The organism is Secundilactobacillus similis DSM 23365 = JCM 2765 (genome assembly GCF_001311075.1).
GTDB lineage: Bacteria > Bacillota > Bacilli > Lactobacillales > Lactobacillaceae > Secundilactobacillus > Secundilactobacillus similis.
In genome coordinates this window covers 37,451-57,946 of the sequence record NZ_BBAD01000001.1, presented here as the reverse complement: position 1 = coordinate 57,946, position 20,496 = coordinate 37,451, and the positions used below count along the sequence as shown (strand labels likewise).

General features: G+C 47.9%; 16 protein-coding genes and 2 pseudogenes. 5 read left to right on the top strand and 13 right to left on the bottom strand.

Annotated elements, in window-relative coordinates:
* Window positions 1-98: 98 nt before the first annotated feature.
* The 8 genes from JCM2765_RS00265 to JCM2765_RS00230 all read right to left on the bottom strand — a co-directional run bounded on the left by JCM2765_RS00265 (window position 99) and on the right by JCM2765_RS00230 (window position 8,586).
* The gene (locus JCM2765_RS00265; RefSeq protein ID WP_054732341.1) at window positions 99-488 is read right to left on the bottom strand and encodes a hypothetical protein; all 390 of its coding nucleotides are present in this window, start codon (window positions 486-488) and stop codon (window positions 99-101) included.
* Window positions 485-757 (bottom strand): hypothetical protein, encoded by a 273-nt coding sequence (locus tag JCM2765_RS00260; protein ID WP_054732338.1) that lies wholly within the window; start codon window positions 755-757, stop codon window positions 485-487. The genes JCM2765_RS00265 and JCM2765_RS00260 overlap by 4 nt, the downstream gene beginning before the upstream one ends.
* Window positions 758-994: 237 nt before the next feature.
* A complete protein-coding gene (locus JCM2765_RS00255; RefSeq protein WP_054732334.1) occupies window positions 995-1,474 on the bottom strand; it encodes a helix-turn-helix domain-containing protein in 480 nt (159 codons plus the stop codon).
* Window positions 1,475-1,585: 111 nt separating this feature from the next.
* Window positions 1,586-2,737, bottom strand: a complete 1,152-nt coding sequence (locus tag JCM2765_RS00250) for a GGDEF domain-containing protein (RefSeq protein ID WP_162231376.1) — start codon at window positions 2,735-2,737, stop codon at window positions 1,586-1,588.
* Between the two features lie 609 nt (window positions 2,738-3,346).
* The gene (locus JCM2765_RS00240; protein ID WP_054732326.1) at window positions 3,347-5,212 is read right to left on the bottom strand and encodes an ABC transporter permease; all 1,866 of its coding nucleotides are present in this window, start codon (window positions 5,210-5,212) and stop codon (window positions 3,347-3,349) included.
* A gap of 311 nt (window positions 5,213-5,523) precedes the next feature.
* Window positions 5,524-7,314, bottom strand: a complete 1,791-nt coding sequence (locus JCM2765_RS00235) for a glycosyltransferase family 2 protein (protein WP_225351899.1) — start codon at window positions 7,312-7,314, stop codon at window positions 5,524-5,526.
* Window positions 7,315-7,325: 11 nt separating this feature from the next.
* Window positions 7,326-7,502, bottom strand: coding sequence for a hypothetical protein (locus JCM2765_RS17700; RefSeq protein ID WP_225351898.1), 177 nt, complete (start codon window positions 7,500-7,502; stop codon window positions 7,326-7,328).
* Window positions 7,480-8,586: a bifunctional glycosyltransferase family 2/GtrA family protein gene (locus JCM2765_RS00230; protein ID WP_054732325.1), complete on the bottom strand. Its 1,107-nt coding sequence runs from the start codon at window positions 8,584-8,586 to the stop codon at window positions 7,480-7,482. The genes JCM2765_RS17700 and JCM2765_RS00230 overlap by 23 nt, the downstream gene beginning before the upstream one ends.
* Before the next feature lie 299 nt (window positions 8,587-8,885).
* Between JCM2765_RS00230 and JCM2765_RS00225 the strand changes: the two genes are divergently transcribed.
* The 4 genes from JCM2765_RS00225 to JCM2765_RS00210 all read left to right on the top strand — a co-directional run bounded on the left by JCM2765_RS00225 (window position 8,886) and on the right by JCM2765_RS00210 (window position 11,848).
* Entirely contained in the window at window positions 8,886-9,608 is a 723-nt protein-coding gene (locus tag JCM2765_RS00225; protein WP_054732322.1) for a sulfite exporter TauE/SafE family protein, read from the top strand.
* A gap of 274 nt (window positions 9,609-9,882) precedes the next feature.
* Complete coding sequence (locus JCM2765_RS00220) at window positions 9,883-11,001, top strand: NAD(P)-dependent alcohol dehydrogenase (protein ID WP_054732319.1); 1,119 nt, start codon at window positions 9,883-9,885, stop codon at window positions 10,999-11,001.
* Window positions 11,002-11,234: 233 nt separating this feature from the next.
* A complete protein-coding gene (locus tag JCM2765_RS00215) occupies window positions 11,235-11,456 on the top strand; it encodes an AbrB/MazE/SpoVT family DNA-binding domain-containing protein (protein WP_054732316.1) in 222 nt (73 codons plus the stop codon).
* Window positions 11,456-11,848: a hypothetical protein gene (locus JCM2765_RS00210; protein WP_054732313.1), complete on the top strand. Its 393-nt coding sequence runs from the start codon at window positions 11,456-11,458 to the stop codon at window positions 11,846-11,848. Before JCM2765_RS00215 ends, JCM2765_RS00210 begins: the two co-directional genes overlap by 1 nt.
* Before the next feature lie 511 nt (window positions 11,849-12,359).
* Here the strand turns inward: JCM2765_RS00210 and JCM2765_RS00205 are convergent.
* The 5 genes and pseudogenes from JCM2765_RS00205 to JCM2765_RS00180 all read right to left on the bottom strand — a co-directional run bounded on the left by JCM2765_RS00205 (window position 12,360) and on the right by JCM2765_RS00180 (window position 19,289).
* Window positions 12,360-13,734, bottom strand: a pseudogene (locus JCM2765_RS00205) (flavocytochrome c).
* Between the two features lie 67 nt (window positions 13,735-13,801).
* Window positions 13,802-15,182: pseudogene (locus tag JCM2765_RS00200) on the bottom strand (class II fumarate hydratase).
* 196 nt (window positions 15,183-15,378) lie between these two features.
* The gene (locus tag JCM2765_RS00195; RefSeq protein ID WP_082404917.1) at window positions 15,379-15,930 is read right to left on the bottom strand and encodes a CPBP family intramembrane glutamic endopeptidase; all 552 of its coding nucleotides are present in this window, start codon (window positions 15,928-15,930) and stop codon (window positions 15,379-15,381) included.
* Window positions 15,931-16,332: 402 nt separating this feature from the next.
* A complete protein-coding gene (locus tag JCM2765_RS00185) occupies window positions 16,333-18,399 on the bottom strand; it encodes a MucBP domain-containing protein (protein WP_054732306.1) in 2,067 nt (688 codons plus the stop codon).
* A gap of 14 nt (window positions 18,400-18,413) precedes the next feature.
* Window positions 18,414-19,289 carry a hypothetical protein gene (locus JCM2765_RS00180; protein ID WP_054732302.1) on the bottom strand — a complete coding sequence of 292 codons (876 nt, stop codon included), beginning with the start codon at window positions 19,287-19,289 and terminating at the stop codon, window positions 18,414-18,416.
* Window positions 19,290-19,629: 340 nt separating this feature from the next.
* On the opposite strand from JCM2765_RS00180, the gene JCM2765_RS00175 reads away from it, so the two are divergent.
* Window positions 19,630-20,472: a hypothetical protein gene (locus tag JCM2765_RS00175; protein WP_054732299.1), complete on the top strand. Its 843-nt coding sequence runs from the start codon at window positions 19,630-19,632 to the stop codon at window positions 20,470-20,472.
* Window positions 20,473-20,496: the final 24 nt, after the last annotated feature.

Sequence of the window (20,496 nt, the reverse complement as noted above, 5' to 3'; positions counted from 1 at the left end):
TTTTGTTATTTATTTTTAATTTTATTATTAAGTTTTCATGCAAAAAGAGTGATTCAACCTCGCTCTAACCCTTGCTAGAACTCGCTTGAACCACTCTTTCAATGTCGTCGATTATACCATAACGTTAACAGTACCATCACTAAAATCAGTCCGCCAAAGCAACAGCCCCACTTACCGATCTGCCAGATTACTTTGGCAATTCCGGTCAAGTGAGTATTACCTAGGAAATAAACGACGGCAACAAACGCATCGACCAACATGTAGCCGAACATTTCACCGAAGTTGCCCATTTGTCCACTGTCCAAAATCTTCGGGTATTTGAACCCTAACATCACCGCAAGGACATTAATGCCCCCAAACAGTAACCAAAGTCCCAGCTTAACTAGGATCTGGTCACTGAGTCCCATGGCATAAATCCCTGAAGTAATAATTCCTAACGCTAGCCACCACGGTCGTGTCCGTGGTGCCCACAATCGACTAATCCTCATTGCTGACGACTCCTAACGTGTACCACCAATCCATCGACATGCTTGAATCCAGCTAGCAAGCCCATGCCAATGAGTGCCGCTAGAATCAATCCCGTCAACCCGGTCACGGGGCCCGTAAAACTAAACCGTTGCGCTAACCAAGGTAATGTCGTCCCCACGACTACGCCGGTTAACAAGACGGTCAGCAACCCGCCAACCCAATTAAGCGTCGCGGGTGGCGTTGTTGCTGAGACTTTAGGTTGGGTGTGTTGCTGTCGTTTCAGTTGCATGCGAATTTCCCCCTATCAGAACTCTTTTAGTGTAAGCCGGTTGGCGGAAATACACTAGCAACTATTGCGTGCGTGGGGGAAAGGAAACGTTGCAGAGAGTGGAAAAAGGCGGTTAGAGAGCGGTGTGTAAGGCCGACAAGGTGAAAGCCATGGGTCTGGGCTTTTACCTTGTCGGCCTTACATGCAGCTCTCTGCCTTTTGGAACTCGTTTCAGCTAGAGAACAGTAAAGCGCCTCCCTACTTCACCCGATAAACTGTCGTCTCCGTCGGCCCAAAATTATCCGACACCATGACGTAAGTCCCCCACAAACTCACCAGCATCACCACAACCCCAATCACATAAATCAGTTTATGGAGACTGTTATACTTGGTATTTCGCCACATCGTATAAATTGGCATCAGGATTCCAACTGGCGCAATCAACCCAGACGCCAGCGTCAGCACCAACAGTAATAACCCCTCATCTCGGTTCTGATACCGTTCAGGTTGCGGTTGATCAGCTTTAGGCGCCTCCTCATGGTCTGCTCGAACCAGCGCATCCACCGACACGTGATACAAGTCGCTCAGTTGAATTAAATTATCAATATCCGGATAGCTCCGCCCGGTTTCCCACTTTGAAATCGACTGGCGCGTGACGTGCAGAATCGTCGCCACCTCACTTTGAGAATACCCCGTCTGCTTGCGGGCTGCTTTCAGTTGTTGTGCAATGGCGCTCATCGATTTTCATTCCCCTCATTCTCGTTACTCCCAGCATAACAGACAAAAAAATCGCGCTCAACCTTGCGTTGGGCACGACCTAATCTTTGTCTTAATTTCCCGGGGAATAACCTAAATATCTTCGGCCAACGTTTCGCCCCGAACCGTAATTCGGTTGCGACCGCTCCGCTTTGATGTATAGAGGTATTTATCCGCCCGCTTATAGGTTTCTAGATAACTGGTATCGCTGGGAACGACCCGCTCCTGCCCGATGGAAATATGGACTTCCATTTCGGGCGCAAAGTCGAACCGCAACTTTCGAACCGCCCGCTGCAACTGCAACGAGACTTCGGCGGCCCGCTTGGGGTCCGTAATGACGTTTTTCAAGATCACGGTAAATTCTTCGCCACCGGTTCGGTAAACCACGGCTTCATACTCGACAGACTCAACTTCTCGGCTCAAGCACTGCGCCACCGCCCGCAACACATCGTTGCCGGCCACGTGACCATAGGTATCGTTGATCCGCTTGAACCAGTCAATGTCCATGCAGTAGATGGCGTAGGCGTGCCCGTTTTGTTTAAAGTCGTCAAATAGTTGTTCCAAATCTTGGTTAAACGTGGCGAAGTTATGAATCCCCGTCAGTTCATCAAACCGCGCCTTGCGCTCCGTTGACGCAATTTTTGACAGTAGTGACTGGCCATAAAGGAAGCACCCCAGTTGCAAAATCAACAGTGCGCTAATCTGACGTACCCAGCTTAGCAGATCTTGGTGGGCGTAAATAACCGTGGTTAGCTTAAAGGCCGAGGCTGCCAGCAACCATAGACCGCCAAAATACAGCCAACCACTATGCAGAATTTTCCGCGAGCCCGCAAAGATGGCGATTTCGACCACTATGACGAGGGCGTAAAATAAAATCGCATTTGCCGTATAAGTTTTGGTATTGTAAACGAACCACATCGTTGTTAACCCAAGGGTGCTCAGCAGTTGCCACCGCGTTCGTGTCTGAAGCGTGAAATTATAAAGTGCGATCATTTCGAGGTTAAGGTACGTCCAGTGAAAGCCCATCATGACGGTTGAAAGGTGGGCATTTGTCCACGATTCCGATTGAACAAACAGCATGAATAAGATGCCGCCCACTACCATGATGGCGTTGCGATGGCGCCGAATCCACGTGTTCGTCGTATCTTCTTTTAGCCATACAAAAATTGAAATCGCACCCAACATCACGATCACGTTAGCAATCAACGATGAAAAGTACGACATGATTATAATATGAAGAGGCACGGGTCGCCGCCACCACCTTTCCGGTTCATTTTTTGATATCAGTATCATTATAACCCCGGAAATATGATGAATGCACGGTTTAATTTGACGCAATGGGTTATTGCTTGGTATAACTACCGCTGGCAGCAGCTTAACGTTTAGTTATAATATGATTAGATTAGTATTTCTAAACTTGTGACTGCCGTGAAAAGCGTGTACCCTAAAATTGCGAACGTTTTATCATTTCGAACAGCTCGCAATTGGGGGAAATTGAATTGAAAGCACCGCAAAAAACACCACGGGTTTTGATTGAACCATATGCCACCTGGAATCGCCGAATTGGCCCTTTTAGTATCGCAACGTTCGTTCTGATGATCGTTACGATATTCTATCACCCGTTATGGCTAAGTCTCCTAACCGGTGTGCTTATTTTTATTAACGTCGTCATCGACCTCTGGATATTGTGGCTAAACGAACGAAAAAAGTACCGGCTACGGCACCCAAAATAGCATCATTAACATCAATCAAGAAGTCAGTTACTGACCTTATTGGTTGGTGTTTTTTGCTGTCATCTTAAAATATTTTACTAAGTGTTGCACTTCGATTTTAAATCCAGAGTCATTTTTTATGTTATTTAACTGCTATTCGAGACACCTTAACCAACTTATTCGGCGTCACCCGGTACAGCCCGGTCTTAAAGTGTTGGTGATAAACCTTCCCCACCATCACGGTAAAGGTCCGGTGCCACTCCGGAATGGCGACATACTGGTACTGATTGAGTGTCGTATGGAACTGCTTTGCCGGCATATCAAAGTTCTCTTGGCCGATCACCTTATCCGAAAAGAAGTAGTAGCGGCCAACATAACCCGCGAAATAATTATCAACGTCAGTGGGATGCGGATCCACCAGTAGAATTTTCACATGGTTATCCTGGTAGCTCTGGTGCGCGATGCGGGTCATTTGAACTGGTAACTCATTTTCACCAATCGAGTTGTTGTACTGAATCCCGTTGATTTCTGAGAACATCATAATCACGGAGAAAATCATCAGCACAAAGGCCGAGATTTGGTACACGTTCTTCGAAATGATCGACTGGAACGAACGGATACTGCGTTTTTCAATTCGCTGTTCCATAAACGCGCGGTCCATGGCAATCGCCATTGCAACGACCCCAACTAACAGGTTCAAGATCACCATACTAGACATGTAGCGCTCGAAACCGTCCAGAACAATCGCTTCCGCGTACGGCATCGACACCACGTACATCGCGAATAAACTGATGTAGTAGCTGACGAACACAAAGTCGATGGCAATCAGCGTTTTCAGCAAATTGTTATGCTTGTGACTGATGAACCGGATTGCCAGCCAAGCGACTAGTAACGTGATGTTGATCAACAACACACCCTTAGTCGACAATGAGTTACCGCTAAAAATCGCTTCTAAGAATTTGTGCCCGATTTTAGCAACGACTTTGCCACCCTCACTCGCCAATTGATGCGAGTAAGCCTTGGTACTGATTTGGTGCTTGGACACCGTGGTAAATACCGTTTTAACGTGGTTATCCCACCAGTAAAACGGCAGAAAGCCGACACCAGCCGAAAGCGCCGTTCCAAAAATCGCAACCGGCACCCGCTTCCACCAATGGCCACGCTGGTTCACAACCAGTTGATACAGCAGGAAGCCAGATAAAATGGCCACGTAAAAGCCACCTGAGTTCTTGATCAGCAACAGGGCACTCGCAAACAACATCGTATGCAGGCATTGCCGAACCGGCTCTTTTCGGTAAACGTAAATCCCGATAATCCCCGCTGCCGCTAATACTGGCAAGACGTAATCCACCAGCAGATTATTCATCCGAATCGCAATGTTAAACACGTTAGTCACCGCGATCACAAAGCAAAGCATGAACGACATCAAGCCCCGCGTGCGGTCTCGAATGGCGCCAAATAGCGCATAGAGCGATGACCAAATAATCAGAAACTGCCCCACGATCATGGCGCCATCACTGAACCCGACCAATTTTACGAAGTAGGTGATATACAACGCCATTTCAGGCGGATACGACGTAAAGGTCACGAGTGACGCATCCGCAGCTGCTGGTAAATGCCCCTCAAACAGCAAAAATTTAACGATCAACGCCCAGTGGGAATAGTTATCGTAGTGGATCAACGGACTAGCATAGAGGATTCGAATCATTAATAGGCCCAGTAACACCATCCAGATATCGAAGTAGTGGATGCCTTCGTATTTGAACCGAAACCGATTACCCTTAAACAGCACCAGAATCATCCGAATGATGAAAAAGGCAATCCCCAAGCCGATGACAACTTTGAAGCCAAGGTTGAGCAACTTCATCATCGCAAAGCCATACATGATCAGCGTTTGCGTCAACATGGCCGTGATCCATGAGAGGTACTGGTTGACGCCCAGCATCCGGAGCATTCCGGTGAAACCAATTAAGCTGATGATGTAGATTGCGATGCCGAGGATGGACATGGGTGGGGCCTCCTTTTTTGATTTTTGGGGTGGTGGAACTTTGTTTTGTGTTTTGCGTTTTGCGTTTTATCTATTACCGTGTATTAATGGCGACGTGCTTTCTGGCAACGTTCTTTTCGGCGCCACTTGAAATTATATTTCCCGGGAATTAATCACTATGAAATTACTATTTCACAACTTGTTCCCTCGGCCACGCCGAAACGCGTTCGGAGAAGCAGAGAGCTGCATATAAGGCAACTTCAGCTAAAACGCCCAAAGCCCAGGCGTTTTAGCTGAAGTCGCCTTATACTCCGCTCTCTAACCGCTTCTCCTCACGCTCTATTCCTGAACACACTAACCCGTCTCTCCAAAGTCCTCAACCGCATCGTCAAATTCATATTCAACTCATCAAACGGCGTCACCCACGCATCCTGCTCCTTTGGCAACTCGCCGTTACTGCCATCATAAATGATTTGCATGTAGTGGTTGCGGTCCTTTTGCGCTCTCATCACGATGGTTGCGCCATACGTGACCTCGCCGGCGTCGTTTTGAATCAGGCGGATAATCTTGCCGGTGAAGTGGATTGGCACCTTGCCGTGGAAGATGACGCCTTCGAAGGCCTGCTGGTCTTTCAGTACCTGCGTCACGTCCTTCGTGGTAAACGACAAACCTGAATCCGAGACGTCGTTGGTGTGAATCACCAGCCAGTGGTCGGTGCCCGTTGCCTTGATTCGGCCCACCACGTGGCGGTCGAACCGCTCGGCATTTCGGTACACGTTTCGGCCCATGGCAATGAACACGCAGAAACTAAGGTTGATAAAGTGCATCATCAGCCAGAACGTGATGACACTTCCCACCATGATTTCGGCGCCCCACTTACCGTAGTTGAACTTCACGATGGCAATCAGCGTGACTAACCACATGAAGAAGTAAGGCAGGATGTAAAGCTTATCCTTGATGGAAAAGCTGACTTTCTTTTGGGTGACTTTAAAATGCTTCGCGCGGATCCGCAACGTTTCCAAAATGACTGGGAAAAACAGGTACGGCGCAAAGAAGGTTTCTTGCACCTCGCCCCAGCGCTCATTTCGAATTTCGCTGGAAGCATCGTTTAAGACGTAGTGTAATAGGAAGTACCCTGGTGCCCAAACGATCATCAGCACCCAGAAATTAGCGTTCACCACCTGGAATTTGAACAACGCGTACAAGATTGGTGCTGCAATGTAAATCAAGCGTCGCAAAAACGACCACCAGTAGAGGTAGGTGTTGATCAAGATAATTCGGTTAAGCAATGGAATCTTCGGGTTCGTAAAAATGTGCAGGTTTTGGCAACTCTGAATCACGCCCCGCGCCCACCGCGTCCGTTGCTTGATCACGCCCTTTAAATCAATCGGCGTCGTGCCGCTAGACTGAGCTTGCGTGGTCGCGAAACTTGAATACCCCGCAATGTTGATCTTGGACCCCAACTCGAAGTCCTCGGTGATGGTGTCGGTTGGAAAGCCACCAACTTCATCAACGGCCTTCCGGAGAAACATTGCGTTGGACCCCGTAAACAGCGCCGTTTGGTTATGGCCGTTTAGAATGTTAACGTCCCGGGAAAAGAAGTCCTGTTCGTTAGCCACGATTTTTTCTGAAAAGAGGTTAAATTGAAAAATATCAGCGTTATAAAAACTCTGAGGCGTTTGGATAAAGCCCAGTGGTTTCGTATGGTCTGGGTCTTCTTCTAACCGCCGAAAGTTCCGCAAGAAAATCGGCACCGTATCTTTCAGGAAGCCTGAAAATGGAATCATATCCGCGTCAAATAACGCAAATAACGGCGCATCCAACTGTGCTAAAGCATGATTGATGTTACCTGATTTGGCTTCATGGTTGCCTTCCATGCCAATATATTGCACGTGGTATTTAGCTGCTAAGGTCGCGACTTCTGGTCGGTTACCATCGTCACAGACCACGATGTTGACCTTTTCTGGTTCAGGATAGTCGATGAAGGTGGCAGCGTTGATCGTCTTTTGCAACAACTCAACGTCCTCGTTATGCGTCACAATGAGGATATCAACGCGCGGCACCGGTTGTGTCGGATCATAATCCGGGATGATAAAGTCTTCTTGACTCTGAGATTCTAGCAACCGAAAAATGATCAGTACGTAGCAGTCAGGTTCGACACCACTTCGCTGATCACCAACGCTAACCCAAAAATCAGCACCGGTAAGTTAGTGCCCCACGGAATCGTGAAGAAAATCCGCCACAGCAGGTATAGCACCGATAATCCAATGGCGATAAAGTATACGAATTTACGCTTTCTGCTCATGCCCATGATGCGACGACTCCTTCTTAAAAATCCAGCGTTTCTGCACCTGATAGCTCACCAGGAACAGCAAGAAATCCACCACCACTTTAACACCGGTGGTGATCAACGTTAAGCTGTGCCCTGATGCAACCATGACACTCAATGCGTGCGTGGCGTAGCCGGAGATCAGCATTTGAACGCACATTAATAGGATGTATTTGATCAACGTAGCGTGTCCTTGGCGGTCAAATACCATGTGGTGGTTGACCGTATAGTTGACGATGGCCGACAACAGCCGCGCGATGATGGTGGCCGAAAGTACCGTGTCCAGTGAATAAGTGGTGGTAATATGTACGATCAGGGCAAATAGGCCGATGTCGACGATAAACGACAACAGCCCACTCAACGCAAATTTAATGAAGCGCAGGTAAATCGACAGCGAATCACGAATCACCCGGAAGTGGGAGGCCGAGTTGTTGTCGATGTAAATGGTTTGAATGGGCTGTTCATGAATGCCGACGTGGTTGGCCTTAGCTTGTAACAACATCTCAAACTCAAAGGCGTAGCGCTGACCGGTAAACGTTAGCGCGGTTTTAGCATAGGCGATTGGGATCACCCGTAGCCCAGTTTGCGTGTCCGTAATAGGTAAGCCGGTTAGTCCTCTTACCAGTGCGTTCGTCAGCAGGTTGCCAAACCGACTTCTTAGCGGCACTGATTTCGGAAAGGTCCGCTGCCCGGTCACCATATCATCCGAGTGTTTGGCAAATAAGTCGATGCAATTGAGTAGATCAGGCACCGTGTGTTGCCCATCTGAATCCATCGTGGCGATGCCAACAACCTCTGGATAATCTTGGATAAAGGCCGTAAACCCTTGTTTAAGCGCCGTCCCCTTCCCGTGATTATCAGTGTTATAGATGATGCGAAGTCGCTCGTGATACTGGGTTGCTAGTTGCTGGAAAATTTGCTTATCCGCACTCCCATCATCCACAATGATGATTCGTTGATCAAACTGGTTGGTCGCCAAGAGTTGCCCGATTAACGTCACCAAGTTTTGATCCGGATCAAGTGCTGGAATCAGGATACCGATACGCTGTGTGATTGGTTTAATCATGTGAGTGATTGCTCCTTTACCTTCATTTTCCGGTTTTATCTAATGGTTATACAACCAATGTAACATTAAACAATGTGTCGTATTGGTCTAGACATCTTAATTCTAACACTTTTTTCATGAAAACGATCACTATTTTAATTTTACTGCAACCACTTAAAAAGATGGTTGCTTTGGTATAATTATTAATAAAATGACAAACTTTATCAGGTGATCATTCCTGAGTTGATTCGGGATAACTATCCTGTTCGTACTCAATTCTAATTCGATAAAACCACGTTTGACTAAAAAGGAGTTTCCCCATGTCTTGGCTATTCGTCATCATTCCGGCCCTACTCGCTGGTCTCGTTCAGGGACTCACCGGTTTCGGAACTGGCATCATTCTCATGATCTTTCTCCCCAGCATCCTGCCCATGGCGCAGAGTGCCGGGGTAGCTGCGCTGATTCCAATGGTGTCGATTGGCATCATGGTGCACCGCTATCGGCACGCGCTTCAGTTCAAACGACTGATCTGGCCGTTTTTGATTTATGCGACCGTGGCCTCCTTTTCGATTCACATCGGTAAGCTGTTAGACGTTCAAGTCTTGAAGCTGATGTTAGGTGGCTTGCTGACCGCCCTGTCGATTTACTTTCTGCTTAATAAATCCGCTGGTGACCGGCACTATCCATTACCCGTTGTGATCGTGTTTACGATAATCTCCGGGTTCTTTAACGGCTTGTTTGGGATCGGTGGCCCACTAATGGCGCTGTACTTTCTCTCGTTATCCCGCACGAAAGACGAGTACATGGCATCGATTCAGACCTTCTTTTTGATCGACATGACCTACGTTACGCTGTACCGGGTGGCGAACCACATTCTGACCATTGATACGATTCCGGTGATTGCGCTTGGGGTGGTCGGGGCCGTTTTAGGGACGACTTTGGCGAACCATTTGTTGAACCGGATGAATTTGGAGTTGGTGCGGCGCGTGATTTACGTGTTTATTGGGTGTGCGGGAATTTTTTATTTGGTGTCTTCGATTTGATTGGTGTTAGTGCGCTAAAATGCCCACAGTCCGTTGATGGCTTGTGGGCATTTTTTGCAAATGTTTTCAATTTCTAAATGAAAAATTTCTGAAAATAATCAAAATTCATTTTTCTTCGTCCAACAACCCCCCTTTTTAGTCCAAATTGCTGCACATTAGTTCATTCCTAACACCGCCAAAATTTCATGTCCAGCATTCATGAAACCGCTTGCAATTATTCGGGATTGTGCGATAATGATCAATGAATTCAAACATGAAAGGATGTTTAAACCTTATGAAAATTAAAGCAGCCGTTGTTGAAAAGCAAAATGCCGATTTTGAGATTAAGGACGTCGATCTCGCCGAATTAGGCGCCGATGACATCCAAGTACACATGGTCGCCAGTGGAATCTGCCACTCTGACGAAGCCCTTCGGATTGGGGATGCCGTTATCGACTACCCTATCGTTTTAGGGCACGAAGGTTCCGGGATCGTTGAAAAGGTTGGCCCAGAAGTCACCCAATTCCAACCCGGTGACCACGTTGTTTTGAGCTTCTACGCTTGTGGTAACTGTAAGAGCTGTTTGAAGGGGATTCCAACCCAATGTGAAAACTACGCTGCCAATAACCTGTCCGGTGTTCGGCCAGATGGTAGCGCCCACTTTACTGAAAACGGCAAGAAAGTTGCTGACATGTTTGACCAAAGTTCGTTTACTTCAACGACGATCGTTCGTGAACGGAACGCCGTCAAGGTTGACAAGGACCTTGATTTACGGAAACTCGGCCCTCTGGGTTGCGGCTACGTCACTGGTTCCGGGACCGTTTTGAACACGTTGAAGCCAAAGCCTGGTGACACCATCGCCGTCTTCGGGACTGGTGCCGTTGGTTTGGCTGCCATGATGGCTGGCCGGATCTCAGGTTGTACTAAAGTTATCGGGATCGACATCGTTGATTCCCGGTTGGATTTAGCCAAGGAATTAGGCGCCACTGACGTCATCAACTCCAAGGGCATCGACGTTGTGAAGGCCGTTAAAGACCTCACTGGCGGCTACGGTGTTGACTGGGCCGTTGATACCACTGGTGTTACCAAGGTTATGGAAGATTCTATCGGCGTCCTCGCACAAGGCGGGACCACCGCAACCATCGCTGTTACCCCTAACCACATCGACTTGGATACTTGGAATGACCTGTGTGTCGAAGACAAGAAGGTCGTTGGTGTTAACATGGGCGATTCAATTCCACAAGTTGACATCCCTCGCTTGATTGAATTCTACAAGTTAGGCATGTTCGACTTCGATAAGACCGAAAAGTTCTACAAATTCAGTGAAATTAACGAAGCCAACGCCGATTCTCGTTCAGGCAAGACCATTAAGCCAGTTCTGATTATTGACGATAGCTACGAACCAGGTAAATAACTTAACGTTAACAGTTAAATAGCCCTGTAACGCCACCCACTTCAGCGCAAGTGGATGGCGTTTTGTGTTCTTTAACGGCCGGTACCTATCCGGAGTTTGACAGACCCTTACCAATCCACAGTTGATAAATCATAATTTTAATTTTGACTGATTATCAAGGTATTTAAGATAATCTATGCTATACTAAGGGTGTCTTAATAATGTGAATTTGTTATAACGGAAGGAGTTAAGCGATGAACGAAATTAAATCTCAGCGTCAGATTATACAAGTGGGTAATTCACTGGCCATTACAATTCCAGCTAATATCGTGCACAAACTGAAGCTGCAACGGGGCGATGCCATCGATGTTGCGTTCCGGAATGATATCCAACTCGACGATGAGTTCTACCAGAGCTTAACCGCCGTTACGGATCAGTATCAAGGGTCTTTGGACCTTCTTCGAGGTGAAGCCTAATGCGTTATCTCACTGCCGACGAACTCGTCGCCATCAACAGCCACTTAGCCCTCAAGGAAGGCAAACAGCCCGGAATCGCTAAGGCCGAACAATTAAATAAAATTATCGCCGTCCCACAAGCCAACTTCTACGACCATAGCTTAAGAGAAATGGTCGCCAACAAAACCGGCTTCCTGTTAGCAGCCATCATCAGCGGCAAGCCATTTAGTACCAATAACCTACAAACGGCAGTTATCGCAGTCGCTGCCCTAGCGGACTTAAACGACTACGAACTCACTTTCAGCACAAGCCAACTCGCCGATTTAGCGGTGGAGCTCGAACATACGGATAGTGAAGCGATTGATTACGATCGGTTGTTTAAGTTGTTTGATGCTAATTTGAAGATGAAGTAGAGCGCAAACCGAAGCGGTTAAAGAGTGGAGTACAAGGAAGGACCAGTAATACTACCCAAAAATCGGGTAGTATTACTGGTCCTTCCTTGTATGCAACTCTTTGCTTCGGTTTGCGCGTTTCGGCGTGGTGGCCAGAACGAACTAATGCTGACAAACTTCTCAATTGAACTGGCTTCCGGAAAATAAAAGCCCAAACCAAGCCGAAAACAACGTAATCGCAATGCGTGTCGCCATCACATACTCAATAATCCACTCAAAAAAGCGCCGAAAATTCCAACCAGAATTCTCGACGCTTTTTAATATATCTTTCGTTACTTCAACATCGCAGCAACTCAACCATCGACAAAAATTAAATCTCTGCTTAACTCAGAATTCAATTAAAGTCACCGTTACCGTAAACCGCCTATCTAGCCTAAACGTGCGCAAAACTCAGGCCCCTGCCATGTAAGCAAATAGTACCGCAGATTCCAAAATCGGGAATCTACGGCACTATTCACTTACATTCTGGGACCTAACCGAGTTTTGCTACACTCTGCAACCCAAACACCACGGTCTCCGCAATCGAATTACCACCGATCCGGTTATTGCCATGCAAGCCGCCCGCAACTTCACCAGCCGCAAACAGTCCGGTAATTGGCGTGCCGTCTTCGCGGAGTACCTGCGTCTGAGCGTTGATCCGAACGCCGCCCATCGTATAGTGAACTGCTGGCGCCACGTGAATCGCAAAGTATGGTGCTTGCGTTAATTCACGATCAAGCCCAGTGGTCCGCCCAAAGGCGCCATCGTGCTTAGTCGCAACAGCCGTGTTCCAAGTCGTAACCGTAGCCGCCAACGTCTCAGCATCAAAGCCGATTTTTTCAGCCAGCTCCGCTAATGTCGCACCGGTAGTCACTAACCCAACGTGGTCGTAAAATTCAATCGCCTTCACCCGATCACGAACGCTTTGATCAAAAATCAGGTAAGCACCCTTCTCATCAAGGTATTCAATGGCCGCCGTGACCACTTTCCGAGTCGCTAGTTCGTTCACGAACCGCTTGCCTTGGCGATCAACCAGAATCGCACCTTCGCCCCGAACGGCTTCACCGATCAAAAAGGCGTGGTCCGTATCCTGTTGAACGGTTGGATGGACTTGAACCTGCTTCATATCCACAAGTTCAGCCCCAACCTGCCGCGCTAATTGAAGGCCGTCACCGGTCGCGCCGGGTTGGTTGGTCGTGCGGTAGCCCGATAATTCTGGTCGGTATCGCGTTAACAACTTTTCGTTGGCGCCAAAGCCACCGGTTGCTAGAACGACCGCATCCGCCGTAATGGTGTGCGTCTCATCGCCGGTGGTCACTTCAACGCCAGTCACGGCATCACCAGTCGTTAATAGCCGGTCCACGTGCATTTCCGTAAAGATTGGCAACTCAGCTTGTCAGCTAGTTTCAGGAGTTCAGTGACCAAATACCCGCCAATTGGCGCCATTGAACTTGGTCGGTGGGTCCGCATCGTAGACATGCCACCGGTAATCGTCAAGTCATCCAAGACGATGCCGTGCTTCATTAACCAGTCGATGGCGTCGGCACCATTTTCCGTGAAGTATTTTAACAACTCGGGGTTATTTTGCTCGCCACCGCCGACGAAGGTGTCATGGTAGAACGAAGCCACCGTATCTTTGATGTGATGCTTGCGCTGCACTTCGGTGGCTGCGGCGTTCATGCCAGACGATGCCCGGGTGGTGTTCCCACCTAACTGGGGCATTTTTTCCAAAACTACTGGTGACAGGCCCAACTCGTGCGCCCGAATCGCACTCGTCAGCCCAGTGCCACCGGAGCCACGATTACAACGTCGTAGTGGGACTGCAACTGATCTAGGGGCGTCGGCTCAAACCGAAACTTATCTGCCATATTGAAAAACCTTCCTCGTTTTTAAATGTTGCCATAACCGTACCATAATTCACGCTTGGGGTACTAGTTATTTTTGCACGTTCGTCATCGCCAGCGGATCGACCCAAGCATCAAATTGTGCCGCCGTGACCTTACCGGATTTTACCGCCGCTTCCCGCAACGTTACCCCGTCACGTTCTGCTTGCTGCGCAATTTCGGCGCTATCGTGATAGCCAATGTGTGGCGACAATGCCGTAACCGTCATTAATGACTGATCGACCAGCGTTTGCATCCGCTCAGCGTTAACCGTTAAGCCCGCAATCAGTTTGTCGGCAAAGCCCGTCATCGTGCCGTTAAGTAGCGTTACCGATTCCAAAAAAGCATCAATGATCACTGGCTTATACACGTTCATTTCAAAGTTCCCTTGACTAGCCGCCACGTTGACCACGACATCATTACCCATCACCCGAACTGCCGCCATCGTCAGTGCTTCAGCCTGGGTTGGGTTCACCTTACCGGGCATGATCGATGATCCGGGTTCGTTGGCTGGAATGTTTAATTCACCATACCCCGCCCGCGGACCACTAGCTAAGAACCGAACATCGTTGGCAATCTTCATTAAATCACTCGCTAACGTCTTAATGGCGCCGTGAACAACGTTGAGTCCGGAATGGGCCGCCAACCCCGCGAATTTATTCGTTTCCGCCGTGAATGGCAACTGATAACGGTCCGCCATCTGCTCAGCAATCGCATCCGCAAAGCCCGGTGCGGCGTTCAACCCGGTACCCACAGCGGTGCCACCAATCGCAAGTTCGTTCAGCGTCGGGGCCAAGGTTTTCAGGTAATCCTGATCATGCACCAACATAGCAACCCATCCACTTACCTCCTGGCCAAAGGTCAGTGGTGTCGCATCCTGCAAGTGTGTCCGGCCGATTTTAACGGTCTGCATGTATTGATCCTGTTTCGTGGTCAGTTCATCAATTAAATGCTGCGTCGCCTGTAGCAAGTCCTGAACCGCCACTGCTGCCGTGATATTCATCGCCGTTGGAAAAATATCGTTGGAGCTTTGCCCGTGATTGACGTCATCATTTGGCAAAATTGCCACGCTATCATCCAACTTCGCCGCCATATGCGCCACAACTTCGTTCACGTTCATGTTGGTCTGCGTCCCGGAACCCGTTTGGTAAACCACGAGTGGAAAGTCTTGCCGTAACGCATCGTCGTCCAAAGCCAGCAACTCATCGACCGCCTTAACGATCAAATCAGCTTTCTTCGCCGATAACGCGTTGGCTTCCCGGTTCGCAACTGCGGCCGCCCGCTTTAACTGCAACAACGTTTTAATCAGCGCCAGCGGCATTTTCGCGCGTTGGGAAGTTATGTCGGCTCCGTTCCGTTTGTGCGCCCCAGAGTGCGTCAGCCGGAATAGCGACCTCACCTAATGTGTCAGATTCAATTCGGGTTTTTACCATGATTGCTTGCCCCACTTTTTGTTTGATTGGCGTTATCATAGGCTATTTCAGGGTTCATAGTCAACTTGATGGTGACTTATTTGAATTGCTTATAATAATAGTCTGAGTTGCGTGTTATCGGGGTTCATTATGGTATCAACTAAATAAACGGTGAGTCTCGACACTGATTTGTGCCAAAACTCACCGTTAGTTTCGCTTAGTTCGCTAATAGCGTCCCCATCAGATTCCACAAAATGTGAACGATACAAACTGGTAGGATATTTTGCTTCGAAAATGCAAAGAGTATCGCATAGAACAACAGATCACCATAAGCAAAGAGTTGCGAGAAATCAGTTCCCAGATGCCCCGTTTCACCAACAACGTGCCACAACATAAACAGCAGCGATGCACCTACAATTGCCCCTAGTTGGGCGTAGCGCTGGTTAAATCGCCGGAGCAGCGTTGGGAAAAATATCCGTTGAAAGTAATACTGAAACACGAGCTCTTCCGCAACGGGCACCACTAAAATCACCGTTAACAAATACAGTACATTTAGCACTGGAAAGTGGACCACCTGACTCATCATGTGGTTCTCATTTGCTTGATTAGTCGGGTACGGCAATCTCAGTAGTTGATACAAAATCATGTACCCGAAACTTGCTAGGATGGTGACGATGATACTTAACCAAGTTTGCCACCGACGCAGAATCGGCCAACTGCTTGAAAAGTAATTGCGCAGTAGGTAGACGACGCTGATTACGTACCCCATCACGATGACTATCTGACCCCCCCGCCAAAAGCGGTTTGCTGAGCGATGTGACTTGTCCAATGACCTTAATAACTACTGGTAACAGTTGAATCAGCAGCAAATAACACCCGGCAAAAATCATCAACCCGTTCCAAAACTTGGTTCTTGTATCCTTCAAATCAAACACGTCAAACAATCCCCTATGTTAATTGGTCACTACCAATTATTGATAAGTTTTAGCCTACACTTGTACCAGCTAGATAGCAACCTAACTAAATTCGATGATTGCCAACTAAATGTTTCACATGGAACATTCAAGCTTTTGAAGTTCAAAGTGTTTCACGTGAAACATCTCTATCTTAAACTAACTCAAAAGCGACTGACTGGTGAACTATCACCAATCAGTCGCTTTTTAATTATGTCTTATCCTTGCCGTTTCCGCCGCGTAATCCCAAACATTCCGAGGAACAGACTCATCAAGCCTAGCCCCAGTAGCGTGCTAGTTGTGCCAGTTTGGTCACTGGTTTGTGGTAACTGAGCCGTTGCTGCAGCCGAACTAGTTGTCCGTTGGCCGGTTGCTTGCGTCTTAGCGTACTGCCAAGTTGCGTGTTGGGCGTTGGCCGTTGAGGTAATTAAGTGGTATTGGCCGTTCGTCCCCTGACTGGCCTGTGACGTTGCGTTTTGTTGTGAGTTGGTTGTGGTTTCTGGTGTGGTTGGCGTTGGGTCACCAGCTACCGCCGTGCCATTAGCTGACGTTGGTGTTTCGGTAGTTGTACCAGTCACTGGTGTTGTTGGGGTACTCGTTGCCGTTTCGGTGGTTGTGTTGGTTGGCGTACCGGTTGTCTTAACAATTGGCGTAACTGTCGTGGTCTCAATCGGATTTGGCGTGTAAACAAAGTACAGCACCATCTGATTGCCTTGGTACTTGCCAGTTACCGTCTTTTGACTCATTGGTGTGTAGCCGTTAATTTCAGGTGCATTAGCGGTAAAGCCAGTCCCGATTTGGCCACCTTGGCTGGTAGCTGGAATCAGTTCGTTGCCGTGTTCGTCAACGTAGTGCACGATTAAGCCGGTTGTGGTGTTGGTTGCGACCTGACCATCTTTAGTGTAGGTAAACGTCAAATCCATGTGATTGCCTTTGAAGGTTCCCGTTACAGTCTTATCGGCTGTCGTGTAACCTTTAACTTGTTTTGGTGTTTGGGTAAAGTCGCCACCAACCGTACCATTATCTGTGGTATCTTCAGCAACCGGATTCCCATCGCTATCAACATAGTGCACGGTCATCGTAGTATCCTGATTAGTTGCTGGTACGCCGTCCTTTAAATACGTAAAGGTTAAGTCCATGTTGGTTCCGGTGTAGTGCCCGTTTACCAACTTATCAGTCGTTGTGTACCCTTCAATTTGTTTAGGCTTTTGGGTGAAGGCCGTATTTAAAGCACCCATAATTGGTTCATCATCAGGCAGTAGTTGATTACCGTCACCATCAACGTAGTGCACCGTTAACTTCGCAGTTGGGTTGTTGGCAACCACGCCGTCTTTGACGTAGGTAAACGTCACATCCGTAGTTGTCCCATTATACGTGCCACTAACTGCCGAGTCTGTCGTTCTGTAGCCATCGATCACTGCAGGTGTTTGGGTAAAGGTACTGCCAAGCGTCCCGTCATCCGTCAGATTAGGTTGGAGTTCATTCCCCTCAGTATCAACGTAGTGGACCGTTAACTTAGTGGTTGGATTATTAGCTACTTTTCCGACTTGGTAATAGGTCACCGTTTGCGTTTGATTAGCTGGATCCGTTGACGTCGAGTTTAAATTCCAGCCGGTTGAGACGATTGCGCGATAGTCGTTAACGATTGGCGTTACTGCTGTAATGGCATTATTATCTGGTGCCCAAGTGTACGTATCCGTATCACTATCGTAATTACCCGTCCACGTTACTGTCTTGGTAACGTCTGCAGGTGTTTCGGTACCGGCACCTTCATAATGTACGGTGTAGTTCGTGGTGACTTGGATGGTGGTTGGTGTGTAGGTGGCTTTTTCTTGGACTAAATCCTGTTTTTTTGGAAGCTCCGTAGCAAAGGCAATACCACCAACAGATTGAAGTGGCCTTATATTAGAAGCCGTTTTGCCGTCGTCTTTATCAAGCCCCACGTAAAATGTATAACTTGTTTCTGTAACCCCTTTTTGTAACACCCAAATTTGATTATCAGGATCATCAGCAGGGTGGCCATCATTGTTGGTAGCCCGAAAAACACCATCAATATTATCAACGAGGTTGCCCATTAACGCACTTGCGTAGCCGTTGTTAACCGTAATGCCTTGCTCACCATCAATATCTGAAAACGCCAGAATTGCGTCAATGGTAGCGTCCTCACCAGTATCAGCATATACGTATTTTAAGGTAGCAGTCACATTTTCGATGTTGGTTGGCTGAAACCCAATATCGTTTGAATCAATTGCTTCAATTCGATTATCAACCTCCGCTTCATTCAATTGTGTAAATCCCGTTACCGTTTCAATGACATTAACTTTTCGGCCGGTTCTAGCATCCGTAAAGGCATTCTCATAAGTCCACGTTGTTGATTAGTCCCAATTTGTTGACTCTTATCCCAATTTGAGACAAGTTTATGTCCTTCTTCAAGGTTAATAAGCGATGCCACTTTAGCCTCATCCGATGCCGCAATTTTATCTGCATCGGTTACAGCAGATACTTGAGCCCCCGTCATAAGATCCGTGTCCGAATTAGCCTGCATAACATCCCCATTACCAACCAACAATTTAATAATTTGATCAGCCGGCCACTTAGTCTGGTTACCTGATGTAATCGTCAGTGTACCAGCCTGAACCGCTTGTTTTGCATCATCATACGTCTTCTGATTAACCACTTGCGTCGCCGTCGCATCCGCCAACGCTTGCGCCTGCGCATCATTATCCGCCTTCACCGAACTAACCGTATCGGCCAACTTATCTGGCGTCGTCGTCACGGTCTTAGTCGGGTTCTGTGTCACAACCACCCCAGTTGTCTTAGCCGTATCCACCGCCGACTGCAAATCTGCTGAGGTCGTCTTCAGTTGGTCCGTATTTGTGGTGCTTTCCGCCGTGGTTGGGGTGTTAGTTGCCTCTTCCGCCGGTTGTGCTTCTGCGTTAGTTGTCCCCGCAGGTTGAGTCGTTTCAGGATTACTTTCAGCTGCACCCGTGTCAGTTGTAGTGGCCGGTTGTGCCCCCGTTAAAGCAGCTCCAGTGGTTGCCGAACTTGTATCAGTTGTTGCAGCGGACGCCATTTGTGGCACGCTTAAAAGCACTAGGCTCCCTAGTGCTGCTGTACAAACTGTTAACGTGCTTAACCATTTACCATGCTGTGCGCGATTCTTCCCCATTGTCATGTGACTCTCCTCCTATATGATTGCCCATGTGCCAGTTGTGCTGACTACTTTAACATGCATCCCCATGCACTTTCTAACGAGTAGTCCCCCGACACAAACTAGTCTCCAATTGCTAATAATTCTAATTAATTTAATTTTCCGCCTTGATTATACCAATAATTAATACAAAAATCAGTATTTATCAAAAAATAAATCAAAGTTGGGTAAATGATGGTTTACGAGCCTTGATATAAAAGCGTTTTCAATGAAAACTTTTTTCCTAATCTATCTTTTCCATGCCTTTTCCCGTAAAATACAACTAATAGACTATTCACACGATCACGCAACGGAGGCGACATTCATGCACACCCGACCTTTTTTGCTTGGTGCGTTTGCGCTTGGGCTGGTTTTCAGCTTGAGTGCCTGTCGCCAGGCTAACCAAACAACCCCGGCCCCAAAGGTATCACTGGTCGCCTCCGGTCAAACCCAACAACCCCGGGTTTGGTATGGCGTTACGGGCCAAGCTGCTCAACCTAAGTCCACAACTAAGCCCGCCTACCTCGTGGTGGTTCAAAACCGAACGGCAACGACTTACATGTTGCCAACTGGTAAACAGGCACTCACGATGAAGCATTTTGACCAACTGTCAACAAATCGGGTCATCGACCTCGCTCGCGCAAAGGATCATCAAGCCTACACTCAGGGTGTTAAGTCGCAACAAGCAACACTTGCAAGCCGCATTAAGGGTACCCAGAGCCAAATCGATGCCCTGAACGCTACCGCTAAGCAACGCGCGCTCCTCAGCTACGAAACCAATAAACTCACCGACTTAAAACAGTACCTGAAACTTAACCAAGTCATCCGCAACAACCCACAACGCTACACCACACCAACGCCCTACCAACTGACGGCTAGCCTAACTACCGATAAGAAACAGACGACCGGCGAAACCTTCAATCTCAAAACGTTCCCGGTAGACACCGTTCAGTACGGTGATGCGAACGTCATCACCACTGACCCGCAAAGTCTCGGGACCACGCCATTTACGAAGCGGTTAACCCCCATTAAAGTAGCTAACCATTACTACGCTGGTTACCAAACTGATGACAGTGCGTCATCAGTACAGTTGCTGACCCGGGTAAAGGATGCCCATTACCGCATTGCCTTTGATGGTGCAAAGGTGAACGGCGTGTCAACCAATTAATGATTTAACTAAAAAACGAGTTTC

Coding starts and splice junctions, on each gene's coding strand:
- JCM2765_RS00175 (WP_054732299.1), top strand. CDS start 19,630: ATGCACACCCGACCTTTTTTGCTTGGTGCGTTTGCGCTTGGGCTGGTT.
- JCM2765_RS00265 (WP_054732341.1), bottom strand. CDS start 488: ATGAGGATTAGTCGATTGTGGGCACCACGGACACGACCGTGGTGGCTA.
- JCM2765_RS00230 (WP_054732325.1), bottom strand. CDS start 8,586: ATGATTAAACCAATCACACAGCGTATCGGTATCCTGATTCCAGCACTT.
- JCM2765_RS00255 (WP_054732334.1), bottom strand. CDS start 1,474: ATGAGCGCCATTGCACAACAACTGAAAGCAGCCCGCAAGCAGACGGGG.
- JCM2765_RS00215 (WP_054732316.1), top strand. CDS start 11,235: ATGAACGAAATTAAATCTCAGCGTCAGATTATACAAGTGGGTAATTCA.
- JCM2765_RS00260 (WP_054732338.1), bottom strand. CDS start 757: ATGCAACTGAAACGACAGCAACACACCCAACCTAAAGTCTCAGCAACA.
- JCM2765_RS00180 (WP_054732302.1), bottom strand. CDS start 19,289: ATGACAATGGGGAAGAATCGCGCACAGCATGGTAAATGGTTAAGCACG.
- JCM2765_RS00195 (WP_082404917.1), bottom strand. CDS start 15,930: ATGGGGTACGTAATCAGCGTCGTCTACCTACTGCGCAATTACTTTTCA.
- JCM2765_RS00210 (WP_054732313.1), top strand. CDS start 11,456: ATGCGTTATCTCACTGCCGACGAACTCGTCGCCATCAACAGCCACTTA.
- JCM2765_RS00220 (WP_054732319.1), top strand. CDS start 9,883: ATGAAAATTAAAGCAGCCGTTGTTGAAAAGCAAAATGCCGATTTTGAG.
- JCM2765_RS00240 (WP_054732326.1), bottom strand. CDS start 5,212: ATGTCCATCCTCGGCATCGCAATCTACATCATCAGCTTAATTGGTTTC.
- JCM2765_RS17700 (WP_225351898.1), bottom strand. CDS start 7,502: ATGGGCATGAGCAGAAAGCGTAAATTCGTATACTTTATCGCCATTGGA.
- JCM2765_RS00225 (WP_054732322.1), top strand. CDS start 8,886: ATGTCTTGGCTATTCGTCATCATTCCGGCCCTACTCGCTGGTCTCGTT.